We start from the raw sequence: 12,177 nt of genomic DNA, 5'->3' as shown, positions 1-12,177 counted from the left end.
CGACGCGAACGGCAGAAGGTTATATGCTCGCCTGTTGGAGGCGACAAGACAAGCGGGCAGTTCATAACTGCCCCGCAAGTCAAAAACCGCTCGTTGTCTCCTGACACAATTGCGTCGCCAGCAGCCCCAGTGTCATCAATGCACGCTCGGCCTCGCGGTTCCAGGGGATGCCGCAGTTCAGGCGAATGCAGTGATTGAATTGCTCGGTGTTACTGAAAATAAGCCCCGGCGCAATGCTGATGCCCTGCTGCAGCGCACGCACATGCAACTCTTGCGTATTGACCCGCCCCGGCAAACTGACCCACAGAATGAAACCGCCGGTAGGCCGGGTCATCTGTGTGCCTTCCGGGAAGTATTGCTGCACTGCCAGTTGGAAAGCGCTGAGGTTCTTGCGGTACTCCTGACGGATGTAACGCAAATGCCGGTCGTACCCGCCGTTCTCCAGATAGGCGGCAATGCCCATTTGCGTGACACTGCAGGCCGAATGCGTGCTGAACGTCTGCAAGCGCTGAATTTCCTGCTGGTACTTGCCGGCAATCATCCAGCCGATCCGCACGCCGGGCGACAGGGTTTTGGAGAAGCTGGAGCAATAAATCACCCGATCCAGCCGGTCATAGGCCTTGAGCGATTTGGTGCGCCCCTGCTCGAACATCAGCTCGCCATAAATATCGTCTTCAACGATCTGGATATCGAAATCCGAGGCCAGGCGCAGCAGTTGTTTCTGCCGCTCTTCGGGCATGGTGCCGCCCAAGGGATTGCTCAGGCGCGTGGTCAGCACCAGTGCCTTGATCGACCACTGGTTGGCCGCCAATTGCAAGGCTTCGAGGCTCATGCCGGTGGCCGGATCGCTGGGGATCTCGATGACTTTCAGCCCCAGCAGATCGGCCAGTTGCAGCAACCCGTAATAGGTCGGCGACTCGGCGGCGATCAGATCGCCCGGCCGGGTCAATACGCGCAGAGACATCTGCAATGCATCGACGCAGCCGTGGGTGATTACCACTTCCGACGGATCAACCACCACGCCGGCATCGCGCATGCGGATCGCCACTTGCCGACGCAACGGCTCGAAACCAGGGCTGAACATATAGCTGAACGCGCGCGGACTATGGAAACGGGTGACTTTGGCCAGTTGCTGATGCAGTGCCCGCACCGGCAGATAATCGACACTCGGTACAGCCGCGCCCAACGGGAAGACCCCCTCACGGCGGGATTCGACCAGGACTTGCTGAATGATGCTGCTGCGGGTGACCAGGCCTGGGCGCTCGACCCGGGCGATGTCCGGGGTCGGTGCCGTCAGGGCGGGTGTCTGGTGCACGTAGTAACCGGATTGCGGCCGGGCACGGATCAGCCCTTGATCTTCAAGGTTGGCGTAGGCCTGCAACACCGTCGCATGGCTGACGTTGAGCTGCGAGCTCATCTTGCGCACTGAAGGCACGCGCTCTCCCGGCTGATAGACGCCACGGCGGATGTCTTCGGCCAGTTGCTGAGCAATACGTTGATAGAGCAAGAGATTGGTCATGACGCAGCACTCGATTTCACGGGCATTTTATTCTTGTGTGAAACAATACCGGAACAGTTTAGAAGTGTACTGGGACAGTTACTACAATAGTCGACCATACAGTGCGGTGTCAGCAAAAGCTGTACTGTTTTACGACGCATTTGACGGGCGCAAAAAAACCCGGCGCTGCTGAGCAGGCCGGGTTTTTCCAGTGACGCAGCCCTTAACGGGCCGCGCCGAGCTGGCCTTTTTCGTCGGAGAACACAATTTCCACCCGACGGTTCTGCGCACGACCGCGCTCGGAAGCGTTGGCGTCCACCGGGTACTCATCGCCGTACCCTTCAACCTGGATGCGTTTGTCGTCGATGCCCAGGTCTGTCAATACATCAGCCACCGATTGCGCCCGGTCGCGGGACAGCTTGAGGTTTTCCTGTTTACCGCCAGTGCTGTCGGTATAACCCTCGATCCGCACCACACGCTTAGGGTTGAGCTGCAAGAACTGGACGATTTTCAACACCACGCGGTTCGCCGAGCTCTTCAGCTCCGCTTCACCGGTATCGAACAGCACATCACCCAGGGTCATCACCAGACCACGGTCAGTCTGGGTGGTCGCCAACGCCACGATCTGCTCTTCGAGCCACTTGCCCTGTTGCTGCACGCTAAGCAACTTGGACTCACGCAGCGCCAATTGCAGGCGCTGACGCTCGAGTTCGAGCTTCGCTGCGCGCTCTTCGTTGAGCACTTGATTGGTATGTTCCCGGGCGATTTCGCTGTAGCGCTGGCTCAGGTAGGCGTAATGGGCCACGTCCGAACCGCTGCCCCAGTAGCTGGACAGTCGATCGGCGCGGGCCAGGGACTCGCCGGCACGGATCACGTCCTTGGGCGCGATACGCAACACGTTGGAGTCTTCCTTGACCTTCTGGAAGTCGGCACCGGCCTGCTGCAACGCCACTTCGCTGTGTTGACCGGCGCAGCCATAAAGGCTTGCGCAGCCGACCAGGATCAAGCCGCCGAGTGCTTTGGTCTTCAGGTTCATTGAGCATCTCCCAGTTGCTTGCGCAGGCGGGCGATGCGGGTATTGAGCACGTTCAACTGCGCCTCACTCTTGAGGGTCAGAACCCGGGCTTCGGCCAGGCGCGCGTCCAGCTCGGCCTGCTCGGCCCGCATGCGCGCATTCTTGAAGGACTGGTCGGCCATGTTGCCCTTGGCGCGGTTGAACTTGTCCTGGGCCAGTTTCAGCTCCGGCACTTCCTCGGCGGTAGCGCCCACGGCCTTGGCTTGTTCGAGGGCCTGTTCGGTCAGGCGTATTTGTTCATTCGGCGCCGGATCGGCTGCACAACCCGCCAGAGCCAGAACGGCCAGGGCAGCGAAAAGAGGTCGAATACTCACTAAAAATCCCTACTGTTTTGGGGTACTGACAGGTTGTGGCTGCGGCTGTGAGCCTTGCGCTTTCCAACGCTCGATATTGCGCAGCAACGCAGCTTCCGTCAGTCCGGAGGCGGGCAATTCTGTCATCTTTTTGGCCAGCTGTCCGCGCAACCAAGGATCGTTACAGGCGGAGTTATGGGAAACCGCGACGTACAGGCCGGGTTTGTCGATGGGTTGTGAGTGGGCCATCAAGTCATTGGCCATCCCCAGCGTTTGCACCATGGCCATGCCCGAGTAGCGACCGGCGAGGACAAACTCCACCTCGCCCAGCAGCAATTTCTGAAAGGCCTGAGTCAGATTGGGTGTGCGCAAGAGGGTCAATTGCTGCTCGGCGAAAGTGCCGAATGAAGGGCTCACTCGAGCCTTTTCCGACAACGCGCCGGGATGACCGTGGAGGTCCTGCGCTTCGTTGTAAACCAATAACGAGTCGTTGCGAGTCCAGACCAGATAATCGTTTTCCAGCATCGCAGGATGGATGTAATCCAGATTTTCCAGTTCAGTGACCATCAACGGCGCATCGGCCAGCATGTCCATCCGCCCGCTGCGCACTTCATCCAGGGCCTGGGAGCGTTTGCCGGCATAGAGCAGCTCAACCTTGATGCCCAACTCCCCCGCCACTTGTTGCAACAAATCAGCGCTGGCGCCAATCAGGTGCTTAGGGTTTTGCGGGTCTTGCCACAGGTACGGCGGTGCGTCGGGACTGCCGGTCACGATCAAGCGTTCGCATTTGCCTGCAGCGCTGGACAGCCCCGGCATCAGCGCCAGACTTAAACACAATCCTGGCAAAAAAGAGCAGCCAAACCAGTGGCGCAGATCCATGGCAACACTCTCCCCACTCAAATCCGGAACAAAAAAAACCCGACCAAAAGGCCGGGCTCTTTATAAGTCAAGCCGCCGGATTAGACCAGCTTCTCGAACTCAGGGATGGCTTCGAACAGGTCTGCCACCAGGCCGTAATCGGCCACCTGGAAGATCGGCGCTTCTTCGTCCTTGTTGATCGCCACGATCACTTTGGAGTCTTTCATGCCGGCCAGGTGCTGGATCGCGCCGGAGATCCCGACGGCGATGTACAGCTGTGGCGCAACGATCTTGCCGGTCTGACCGACCTGCATGTCGTTGGGTACGAAACCTGCGTCAACCGCAGCGCGCGAAGCACCGACGGCAGCGCCCAGCTTGTCGGCCAGGGCGTACAGGTGTTTGAAGTTGTCGCCGTTCTGCATGCCACGACCACCGGAAACGACGATCTTGGCAGCGGTCAGTTCCGGACGATCGGACTTGGCCAGTTCTTCGTTGACGAAGCTGGAAGTGCCGGCGTTGTGAACAGCGGCAACAGCTTCAACGGCGGCCGAACCACCTTCAGCCGCCACCGGGTCGAAACCGGTCGCACGCACGGTGATCACTTTCACTGCAGCATTCGATTGCACAGTAGCGATGGCGTTACCGGCGTAGATCGGGCGCTTGAAGGTATCGGCGCTTTCTACCGAGATGATCTCGGAGATCTGGTCAACGTCCAGCTGAGCGGCGACGCGCGGCAGGATGTTTTTGCCGTTGGAAGTGGCGGCAGCCAGGATGTGGCTGTAGCCCTTGCCCAACTCGGCTACCAGTGGAGCAACGTTTTCCGGCAGCTGATGTGCGTAAGCAGCATTGTCAGCGTTCAGGACTTTGCTCACGCCAGCGATTTTCGCAGCGGCTTCAGCCACGGCGCCAGCGCCCTGGCCTGCAACCAGAACGTGGATGTCGCCACCGATCTTGGCGGCAGCAGCAACGGTGTTCAGCGTGGCCGGGGCCAGCACTTTGTTGTCGTGTTCGGCGATTACCAAGATAGTCATGATTAGATTACCTTCGCTTCGTTTTTCAGTTTCTCGACCAGTTCAGCCACCGACTTGACCTTGATACCCGCGCTGCGTGCAGCTGGCGCTTCGACTTTCAGGGTCTTGTTGGTGGAGGCGGTGGAAACGCCCAAAGCGTCTGGAGTCAGCACTTCGAGAGGCTTCTTCTTGGCTTTCATGATGTTTGGCAGGGACGCGTAGCGCGGCTCGTTCAAACGCAGGTCGGTGGTGACGATGGCCGGCAGTTTCAGGGAAACCGTCTGCGCGCCGCCGTCGATTTCGCGGGTCACGGCAACTGTATCGCCGGACACTTCGACTTTCGACGCGAACGTGCCCTGACCGTAGCCGCTCAATGCCGCGAGCATCTGGCCAGTCTGGTTGTTGTCGCTGTCGATGGCTTGTTTACCGAGGATCACCAGCTGTGGCTGCTCCTTGTCGACCACTGCCTTGAGCAGCTTGGCCACGGCCAGGGAAGTCAGGTCTTCAGCGGATTCGACGAGGATGGCGCGGTCGGCGCCCAGCGCCAGCGCGGTGCGCAGTTGCTCTTGAGCGGTGGACGGGCCGATGGAGACGACGACGATTTCAGTCGCCACGCCTTTCTCTTTCAGACGTACGGCTTCTTCCACGGCGATTTCGCAGAACGGGTTCATCGACATCTTGACGTTGGCGAGGTCGACGCCGGAATTGTCCGCCTTGACGCGAACCTTGACGTTGTAATCCACAACGCGTTTGACAGCTACAAGAACCTTCATGGATTCCTCGTTACTCTCCGGTGAAAAGAAAGTCGCCTAGGCGAACCTGGCGGTTGATGCACATGGGGCACAAGGGCACCTCTAAAAACGCTGGCAGGTGTATCGGGTGAACCTTGCTCACGAGACTGATGACCGTTCGTCAGGGGTGACCGACAAGTCATTCATTACCGTGGCGTGTAAACTGCGCGCGATACCTGCGCGGCGCTTCACCTTGTACTGCCATCGCCCTGTCTTTAGAGGTGCTCTTGAAACCTGTATTCAGCCTACGGCGAGCGCAAAACCGCCCGTATCTTGACCGGAACACCTATTCCGGTCAATACGGCAAAATGGCCAGTCATAAGCCGCGTGACTTTGATTTATCTGGCTTTGAGCCGATTCAAACAAACGTTTGTATTGGACGCTAAGAGTGGTGTAGATATAATGCGCCACCCAAAGAGAAAGGTGGTTCATCGATTGTCCTCTGTGCCGAACTATGGGGAATTCATGAATGCGACACCCAACCTCCAATTAGAAAAAAAACTGTTGAGCCTTGAGTAGGAGATAGCCTGTGGAACGCGAATACATGGAATTCGACGTGGTCATCGTCGGTGCCGGCCCCGCTGGCCTGTCCGCCGCCTGCCGTTTGAAGCAGAAGGCCGCCGAAGCCGGTAAGGAAATCAGCGTCTGCGTGGTCGAAAAAGGCTCCGAAGTCGGCGCTCATATCCTGTCCGGTGCCGTGTTCGAACCACGGGCCCTGAACGAACTGTTCCCGGACTGGAAAGAACTCGGCGCGCCGCTGAACACGCCAGTTACCCGCGATGACATCTTCGTTCTGAAAAACGCTGACAGCGCGCAGAAGATTCCAGACTTCTTTGTGCCCAAGACCATGCACAACGAAGGTAACTACATCATCTCCCTGGGCAACCTGTGCCGCTGGCTGGCCCAGCAGGCCGAGAACCTGGGCGTGGAAATCTACCCGGGCTTCGCCGCCCAGGAAGCGCTGTTCGACGAGAACGGCGTAGTCCGCGGGATCATCACCGGCGATCTGGGCGTTGACCGCGAAGGCAATCCGAAAGAAGGCCTGTACACCCCAGGCATGGAACTGCGCGCCAAGTACACGCTGTTCGCCGAAGGTTGCCGCGGCCACATCGGCAAGCAGCTGATCAAGCGTTTCAACCTCGACAGCGAAGCCGACGCCCAGCATTACGGCATCGGCCTGAAAGAAATCTGGGAAATCGACCCGGCCAAGCACCAGCCTGGCCTGGTGGTCCACACCGCCGGCTGGCCGCTGGACATCATGGGCACCGAGAACACCGGGGGCTCGTTCCTCTATCACCTGGAAAACAACCAGGTGGTGGTCGGTCTGATCGTCGATCTTTCCTACAGCAACACCTTCCTGTCGCCGTTCGATGAGTTCCAGCGCCTCAAGCATCACCCGGTGCTCAAGCAATACCTGGAAGGCGGCAAGCGCGTCAGCTACGGCGCTCGCGCCATCTGCAAAGGCGGCCTGAACTCGCTGCCGAAAATGGTCTTCAAGGGCGGCGCTCTGATCGGTTGCGACCTCGGCACCCTGAACTTCGCCAAGATCAAGGGCAGCCACACGGCGATGAAGTCTGGCATGCTCGCCGCTGACGCGGTGGCCGACGCGCTGTTCGCCGATCTGGACGGCACGCAAGAGCTGACCACTTATGTCGAAGCATTCAAGAAGAGCTGGCTCTACGACGAACTGTTCGCCAGCCGCAACTTCGGCCCAGCGATCCACAAGTTCGGCGCCATTGTCGGCGGCGGTTTCAACTGGATCGACCAGAACATCTTCGGCGGCAAACTGCCGTTCACCCTGCACGACACCAAGCCGGATTACGCGTGCCTGAAACTGGCGGCCGACTGCAAGAAGATCGACTACCCGAAACCGGACGGCAAGATCAGCTTCGACAAACTCAGCTCGGTGTTCATCTCCGGTACCAACCACGAAGAAGAGCAGCCGTGCCATCTGAAGCTGGCCGACGCGAGCATCCCGATCAGCAAGAACCTGCCGCTGTACGATGAACCTGCCCAGCGTTACTGCCCGGCCGGCGTGTACGAAGTGGTCACCCAGGAAGACGGCGAGAAGCGCTTCCAGATCAACGCCCAGAACTGCGTTCACTGCAAGACCTGCGACATCAAGGACCCTGCACAGAACATCACCTGGGTGGCGCCGGAAGGCTCCGGCGGCCCGACTTATCCGAACATGTAAGTCGACCGTCTGAACAACAAGGCTCCCTGAACGGGGGCCTTTTTGTTGCCCGCAATTCAAGCGTCACCACAAGAACCTGTGGATCAGGCAGCGCGCTCATCCCCCGGATTACGCTCGAAGTAGCGCTTGTACTCACGGCTGAACTGCGACGTGCTCTGATACCCCACCCGATGCGCCACCTGGGCCACGCCCAATCCTTCGCCCTGCAGCAAGCGCTGGGCCTTGAGCAAGCGCAAACGCTTCAGATACTGCACTGGCGACAACAAGGTGCAGCGTTTGAAATGCTCATGAAACGTCGACGCGCTCATGTTCGCGCAACTGGCCAGGGCGTCGACGTTCAGCGGCTCGGTGTAATGGGCATGCAGATGGCTCAGGGAGGCCGCGATCCGGGCGAACTGCCCCTGTTGCTCCACCAGCGCCCGCAATACATCAGCTTGCGGCCCACGCAAGGCGACGAACAACAACTCACGCAATCGCGCCTGTCCCATAACCTGGCTCTCCAGCGGGTCGTGCAGACAGCGCAACAGCCGCTCAACACAACCCCGCATCGCATCATCGAGCACCGCCGAAGTCATGGACTCTGGCGTCTGCGCCGCGATACAGCGCCCCGACGCCAGCCCCATGGCCAACACCAACTCACCGAGCAACACCCGGTCAATGGCGATGGAAATGCCCAGCATCGGGCCATCGGGCGCGGAAAACGTCTCGCACTCGAACGGCACCGGCAGCGCCTGAATCAAATAATGCCCGGCACCGTACTCCAGAGTACGCGACCCCAGATACGCCAACTTACTGCCCTGGGCGATGATGACCAGGCTTGGCTCGTAGATTTGCGGGCCACGGGCCAAATCACAACTGGCCCGCAAAATCTGCACGCCCGGCAACGTGGTAGGCGTGAAACCATCGCGGGTGGTCAGCGGCTGGATCAGCGAAACCAGCGTGGCATTGGCATCGAGATGACGGGTCAACAACATGGAGAGCTCTTCACAAAAAAGTCGCGAAAAAAGGGATGAAAACATCATCGCAGGTCTGAACGCCAATGCGGCCAATCAACGGCGCATACCGGAGGATTAGGCATGACACCCGGAGGAATCGCCATGGCCGGTCACCCGTGCGGTGCCCAGAATGGCTCGCCTCACCTGTCACTGCTTTGCGAGGTTCACCATGTACACCGCCATCGGATACGCCGCTCAGTCGCCCACCACTCCCCTCGCCCCGATGAAATTCGAACGCCGCAGTCCACGGCCCGACGACGTCGCAATCGAGATTCTCTACTGCGGCGTCTGCCATTCCGACATCCACCAGGCGCGCAACGAGTGGGGCATTGCGGTTTACCCGCTGATGCCCGGCCATGAGATCGTCGGCAAAGTGACCGCCGTCGGCGCGAACGTTACTAAACACAAAGTCGGCGATCTGGTCGGCGTCGGTTGCATGGTCGACTCGTGCCGCCATTGCGAAGCCTGCCAGGCCGATTTGGAGCAATACTGCCTCGAAGGCCCGACCATGACGTACGCCACCCCGGACCGGGTCGATGGCAGCAACACGATGGGCGGTTACTCCGACAGCATCGTGGTCAGCGAGCACTTTGTCGTGCGCATCCCGGAGAAGCTCGACCTGGCCAGCGCCGCGCCGATTCTATGTGCCGGCATCACCACCTACTCGCCGCTCAAGCACTACGGTGTGAAGGCCGGTGACAAGGTCGGGATTCTTGGCATGGGCGGTCTCGGTCACATGGGGATCAAGTTCGCCAAGGCGATGGGCGCTGAGGTGACCTTGTTCACCCGCTCGGCGAGCAAGGCTGAAGAAGGTCGTCGCCAAGGCGCGGACCACGTGATCGTGTCCACCGATGCCGAACAGATGAAGGCCGCCGCCGGACAATTCGACTTCCTGCTGGACACCATTCCGGTGCAGCACGACCTCAACCCCTACCTCGATACCCTGCGTTTCGACGGCGTGCACATTCTGGTGGGCTTGATCGAGCCGATCGATCCGCCGGTGCATGCTGCCAAACTGGTATTGGGTCGTCGCATGCTGGCCGGCTCACTGATCGGCGGCATCGCCGAAACCCAGGAAGTACTGGACTTCTGCGCCGAGCACGGCATCTCCTGCGACATCGAAATGCTCGACATCCGCCAGATCAACGAGGCTTACACCCGCATGATCGCCGGTGACGTGAAATACCGCTTCGTGATCGACATGGCGACGCTGAAACTCTAAACCTTCAGGCCCAATTCCGCCGACAGCCGGGCTGTGACCCCTTTGATCAGGGGAATCAGCTCGGCCATTTTTTCCAGCGGCATGTACGGCACGGTGCTGGCGATGCTGATGCCGGCGACAATGCGCTTGCTGGCATCGCGAATCGGTGCCGCCACGCAGCGGATCGACGGTTCGTTGTCTTCCAGGTCGAAGGCGTAACCGCCGGCCACGTACTCGATCATGCGCTGCTGAAACTGCTCCCAGGATTGCTCTGGGTGCTGCGGCCAGAACTGATTTTTCCCGCCCACCGGCAAGCTGATTTCATACAGCCGTTGCCATTCTTCCTGCGAGTCATCGAGCATCAGCGCCTTACCAATCCCGGTACGCGCCAACGGCATGCGATGGCCGACCCGCGAACGCATTTCCGGGCCATTGCGCCCCGGATTCTTGAGCAGGTACAGCACCTCGTCGCCTTCACGAATCGCCAGGTGAATGGTGTCGCCGGTCAATGCCGACAACTCATCCAGATACGGCCCGGCCAGCGTCACCAACGGCAGCTCTTCGCGCGCCTGAAAACCCAGCTCGATCAGTTTCGGCCCCAACAGATAGCCGACCTGCGGCACGACCCGCAGATAACGCTCGTCCACCAGGCAACTGGCCAGACGATGGGTGGTGCTGCGCGTCGTGCCGATCAGCCGGGCGATTTCCTTGAGATCGCGGGCGCCACTGGCCACCGCCTGCACCACACCCAGGCCGCGAAGCAGTGTCTGGGTGCCGGTCGGCGCGGCGTCCTTGGCGATTTTTGGGGCGTCTTCCTGCATATCCAGCCTTTACCGTTGAGCGAGGGAACGGGCGGCATTATGGTCGCCGGACGGCTGCGACTACAACTTGATACGCTCGACCTTGCCCACCAGCAACACGTAGGACAGAGCACCCAGCAACGCAAGAACAGAGATATAGGTGATCGCCGGGGCAAACGAATCACCGGAGGCAAGGAAACCGATGACAATCGGCGTGGTAATCGCCGCCAGGTTGCCGATGAAATTGAACACCCCACCGGTCAGTCCGAGCAAGCGTGCCGGGGCCAGGGTCGACACCAGCGACCAGGTGATCGAGGCCAGACCGTTGCCGAAGAAAGCCAGCGCGAGGAAGGCAATCACCAGCGGCGTCGACTCGACGAAGTTGGCGCCGATGATCGAGGTGGAAATCAGCAGTCCGCCAATGATCGGTAGCTTGCGGGCGAAGCCTACGGTGTAGCCGCGACGGATCAAAAAGTCCGAGAAGAACCCCGAGCACAGCACGCCGACAAACGCTGCGAGAAACGGCAGCGACGCCAGCAAGCCAGACTTGATGAAGTCCATGCCGCGATATTTCACCAGGTAAGTCGGGAACCACGTCAGGAAGAACCATAAAGTCGAATTGAGGCAGAACTGGCCGAGGTAAATGCCCCACAACTTGCGCTTGCTCAGGACAATTCCGAGGTCGATCCAGTTGAATTTCGCCTTGGCCCTGGCGGCTTCGGCCTGAATATCCACCAACCCGCCACCCTCGCGGATCAGCTCGATTTCCGCGTCATTGGCGCCCTTGAAATCCCGTGGTTCGCGATACACCGCGTACCAGATCACCGCCCAAAGAATGCCCACCACACCAGTGCTGACAAACACCATGTGCCAGCCATATTGGTGTTGCAGCCAGGCAAGCACCGGCGTCAGGAACGCCAGGCCGACGAACTGCCCGGAGGTGTAGAAACCGATGGCTGTTGCGCGTTCGCGCTCGGGGAACCAGGTTGTCACTACGCGGCTGTTGATCGGGTACGCCGGCGCTTCCAGTGCACCGACCGCCATGCGCAGCACGAACAATGCAATAAAACTGGCGGCGAAACCGAGCATCACCGTGGCCAGCGACCACAGCAGCAATGCAACGCTATAGAGAATGCGCGGCGGCACCCGGTCCACCAGCCAGCCGCCGGGGATCTGCATGACGGCGTAGGTCCAGCCGAATGCGGAAAAAATCAGCCCGACATGAATCGGATCGATGCCCAGGTCGCTGGTCAGCGCCGGGGCGGCGATGGACAGGTTGCTGCGGTCCAGGTAGTTGATCACCACCGTGATGAACAACAGAACCATGATGAAAAAACGCTTGCGACTGGGCGTCACCAACGACGCCTGCCCGGTGAGGGTTTGCGGTTGCATGGAGGTGCCTCTTCTTATGTTTATTGAGGTCATGGTGGTTGATCGTCCCTACGCTCTGCGTGGGAACGAT

The 12,177-nt window shown here is 59.7% G+C and carries 11 protein-coding genes; 2 read left to right on the top strand and 9 right to left on the bottom strand.

What is annotated here, in order from left to right; translation table 11 throughout:
- Positions 1-79: 79 nt before the first annotated feature.
- From AC07VO_RS13635 to AC07VO_RS13610, 6 genes are all read right to left on the bottom strand, one after another.
- Positions 80-1,519 (bottom strand): aminotransferase-like domain-containing protein, encoded by a 1,440-nt coding sequence (locus tag AC07VO_RS13635; RefSeq protein WP_018929883.1) that lies wholly within the window; start codon positions 1,517-1,519, stop codon positions 80-82.
- A 202-nt stretch (positions 1,520-1,721) separates the two neighbouring features.
- Positions 1,722-2,534, bottom strand: a complete 813-nt coding sequence (locus tag AC07VO_RS13630; RefSeq protein WP_192350925.1) for an OmpA family protein — start codon at positions 2,532-2,534, stop codon at positions 1,722-1,724.
- Positions 2,531-2,887: a DUF4398 domain-containing protein gene (locus AC07VO_RS13625; protein ID WP_064616625.1), complete on the bottom strand. Its 357-nt coding sequence runs from the start codon at positions 2,885-2,887 to the stop codon at positions 2,531-2,533. Before AC07VO_RS13625 ends, AC07VO_RS13630 begins: the two co-directional genes overlap by 4 nt.
- A 9-nt stretch (positions 2,888-2,896) precedes the next feature.
- Complete coding sequence (locus tag AC07VO_RS13620; RefSeq protein WP_086944613.1) at positions 2,897-3,745, bottom strand: substrate-binding periplasmic protein; 849 nt, start codon at positions 3,743-3,745, stop codon at positions 2,897-2,899.
- 80 nt (positions 3,746-3,825) lie between these two features.
- Entirely contained in the window at positions 3,826-4,755 is a 930-nt protein-coding gene (locus AC07VO_RS13615) for an electron transfer flavoprotein subunit alpha/FixB family protein (protein WP_086944612.1), read from the bottom strand.
- 2 nt (positions 4,756-4,757) lie between these two features.
- A complete protein-coding gene (locus tag AC07VO_RS13610) occupies positions 4,758-5,507 on the bottom strand; it encodes an electron transfer flavoprotein subunit beta/FixA family protein (RefSeq protein WP_007903904.1) in 750 nt (249 codons plus the stop codon).
- Between the two features lie 547 nt (positions 5,508-6,054).
- Between AC07VO_RS13610 and AC07VO_RS13605 the strand changes: the two genes are divergently transcribed.
- Positions 6,055-7,719, top strand: a complete 1,665-nt coding sequence (locus tag AC07VO_RS13605) for an electron transfer flavoprotein-ubiquinone oxidoreductase (protein WP_018926183.1) — start codon at positions 6,055-6,057, stop codon at positions 7,717-7,719.
- 83 nt (positions 7,720-7,802) lie between these two features.
- On the opposite strand, the gene AC07VO_RS13600 is transcribed toward AC07VO_RS13605, so the two are convergent.
- The gene (locus tag AC07VO_RS13600) at positions 7,803-8,693 is read right to left on the bottom strand and encodes an AraC family transcriptional regulator (protein WP_018926184.1); all 891 of its coding nucleotides are present in this window, start codon (positions 8,691-8,693) and stop codon (positions 7,803-7,805) included.
- 190 nt (positions 8,694-8,883) lie between these two features.
- On the opposite strand from AC07VO_RS13600, the gene AC07VO_RS13595 reads away from it, so the two are divergent.
- Complete coding sequence (locus AC07VO_RS13595) at positions 8,884-9,936, top strand: NAD(P)-dependent alcohol dehydrogenase (protein WP_019650465.1); 1,053 nt, start codon at positions 8,884-8,886, stop codon at positions 9,934-9,936.
- On the opposite strand, the gene AC07VO_RS13590 is transcribed toward AC07VO_RS13595, so the two are convergent.
- The gene (locus tag AC07VO_RS13590; RefSeq protein WP_018926186.1) at positions 9,933-10,736 is read right to left on the bottom strand and encodes an IclR family transcriptional regulator; all 804 of its coding nucleotides are present in this window, start codon (positions 10,734-10,736) and stop codon (positions 9,933-9,935) included. The two genes, AC07VO_RS13595 and AC07VO_RS13590, sit on opposite strands and share 4 nt — an antisense overlap.
- Before the next feature lie 60 nt (positions 10,737-10,796).
- A complete protein-coding gene (locus AC07VO_RS13585) occupies positions 10,797-12,107 on the bottom strand; it encodes an MFS transporter (protein WP_495007585.1) in 1,311 nt (436 codons plus the stop codon).
- Positions 12,108-12,177: the final 70 nt, after the last annotated feature.

The organism is Pseudomonas sp. GW821-FHT03E01 (assembly GCF_059420765.1).
Note: the sequence above shows the minus strand (reverse complement) of the source record. Positions and strands in the feature narration are given on the sequence as shown.

What these genes read in the sequence shown, in the direction of transcription:
- AC07VO_RS13615 (WP_086944612.1), bottom strand. Translation starts at nt 4,755, where the DNA reads ATGACTATCTTGGTAATCGCCGAACACGACAACAAAGTGCTGGCCCCG.
- AC07VO_RS13620 (WP_086944613.1), bottom strand. Translation starts at nt 3,745, where the DNA reads ATGGATCTGCGCCACTGGTTTGGCTGCTCTTTTTTGCCAGGATTGTGT.
- AC07VO_RS13635 (WP_018929883.1), bottom strand. Translation starts at nt 1,519, where the DNA reads ATGACCAATCTCTTGCTCTATCAACGTATTGCTCAGCAACTGGCCGAA.
- AC07VO_RS13585 (WP_495007585.1), bottom strand. Translation starts at nt 12,107, where the DNA reads ATGCAACCGCAAACCCTCACCGGGCAGGCGTCGTTGGTGACGCCCAGT.
- AC07VO_RS13600 (WP_018926184.1), bottom strand. Translation starts at nt 8,693, where the DNA reads ATGTTGTTGACCCGTCATCTCGATGCCAATGCCACGCTGGTTTCGCTG.
- AC07VO_RS13610 (WP_007903904.1), bottom strand. Translation starts at nt 5,507, where the DNA reads ATGAAGGTTCTTGTAGCTGTCAAACGCGTTGTGGATTACAACGTCAAG.
- AC07VO_RS13590 (WP_018926186.1), bottom strand. Translation starts at nt 10,736, where the DNA reads ATGCAGGAAGACGCCCCAAAAATCGCCAAGGACGCCGCGCCGACCGGC.
- AC07VO_RS13595 (WP_019650465.1), top strand. Translation starts at nt 8,884, where the DNA reads ATGTACACCGCCATCGGATACGCCGCTCAGTCGCCCACCACTCCCCTC.
- AC07VO_RS13630 (WP_192350925.1), bottom strand. Translation starts at nt 2,534, where the DNA reads ATGAACCTGAAGACCAAAGCACTCGGCGGCTTGATCCTGGTCGGCTGC.